Origin of the sequence: Dietzia sp. B44 (assembly GCF_014145245.1) — a bacterium.
Lineage (GTDB): Bacteria > Actinomycetota > Actinomycetes > Mycobacteriales > Mycobacteriaceae > Dietzia > Dietzia natronolimnaea.
Window position 1 is genome coordinate 1 of the sequence record NZ_JAALEF010000416.1, and the last position, 1,370, is coordinate 1,370.

At 70.9% G+C, this 1,370-nt stretch carries 2 protein-coding genes; one reads left to right on the plus strand and one right to left on the minus strand.

Annotated elements, in window-relative coordinates; translation table 11 throughout:
* A partial coding sequence (locus G6017_RS13220; RefSeq protein ID WP_182617755.1) for an HNH endonuclease signature motif containing protein occupies window positions 1-959 on the plus strand: 959 nt, incomplete at its 5' end.
* A gap of 5 nt (window positions 960-964) precedes the next feature.
* Here the strand turns inward: G6017_RS13220 and G6017_RS13225 are convergent.
* On the minus strand, window positions 965-1,370 hold a 406-nt coding region (locus G6017_RS13225; RefSeq protein WP_182617757.1), incomplete at its 5' end, for a molybdenum cofactor biosynthesis protein MoaE.

The following is a 1,370-nucleotide window of genomic DNA, read 5'->3' on the forward strand; positions in this document are numbered from 1 at the left end:
TTACCCGCTCGGTCCGATTCCGCGGGGCACGGAACGGCATGGCCACGATGTGGGCCAGGCTCACCGCTGCCGATGCCGAACTCCTTCGGCGTCGCATCGACACCGACGCGTCGGCCGCCTCGGCGGACGGGTTGGATCGTCCCATGGACCAGCTCCGCGCCGACGCCCTCGCCGCGCTCGCCGTCTACCCGTCTGATGCGGGCCGGTCCGCGGCCGATACCGCCTCCGCCGCTGCCCGCGCGTCCGAGCACGACGGTATCGAGCACGACGGCATCGAACTCGGCGACGTCAGGGTCGGCGCGGACCTGCCCCGGCCCACACTGGGCAACGCCGCGCGGGCCGGTCAGCCGATCCGCATCAGCGTGATCGCCTCCGCGGCCCGGGGCCTGCCCAACCGTGTCGAGTTCGTCCACGGCGCGTACAGCAGCTTCGAGTGGCTCTGCACGGAACTGCTCGAGGGGGACGACGCGAGCGTGCGGTTCGAGCTCATTGACCCTGCCCCGGGCGTGCTCGACTCCCCGGAACACGCCCTGCGCTACGTGATCACCCCGGCGATGGCCGAGCGCATCCGGTTGCGCGACGGCACCTGCCGGCACCCGGGGTGCTCGGTTCCCGCCAAGGACTGCGACGTGGACCATGTGCTCGCGTTCAACAAGAAGGACCCTGAACTCGGCGGGCCGACCACCGAGTGGAACCTCGTCTGCCTGTGTCGGAAACACCACCGGGAGAAGACATTCGGGACCAACGCCTACCGGTCCGGGCCGTTGGGTGATCTCGTCATCATCACCGACACCGGGCACGAACACCGCACCAGACCCAAGGGCCCCCTGGCCCGTGCTCGTGACGCCATCCGGGAACGCGAGTGGAACGCCTACGCGGATCGCACCATCGCCGACGACGGCACACTCGTCAACCCGCCGGGTCACCACAGGCACGGATCCCGCAGACGGCCAGCCTGATCGACTCAGCAGTCGCCGACGCCCACCCACTCCGAGACGCCGTCGGTGAAGCGCTGCCGCTTCCAGATGGGCACCCCGCGCTTGAGTCGTTCGATGAGCTCCGAGCAGGCGGCAAAGGCCTCGGCCCGGTGCGGCGCCACGGCCACCACCACCACGGCGACCTCGCCCACCGGCAGCACCCCCACCCGGTGCACCGCGCCGATGCGGACGGAGCGCCGCGGGTCGAGCGGTCCGCCCTTCTCGAGGTCGGGCGAGGTGTGTTCGGTCGCCACCTCGTCGCAGAGCCGTTCGAGGACGTCCTGCGCCGTGGGGTGGGCCGAGTACTCGATGTCGAGCACGTCGCGACCGTGGTCGTGGTCGCGCACCACCCCGGAGAACGTGACCATGGCGCCGTCGGCGGTGCTCCAGACG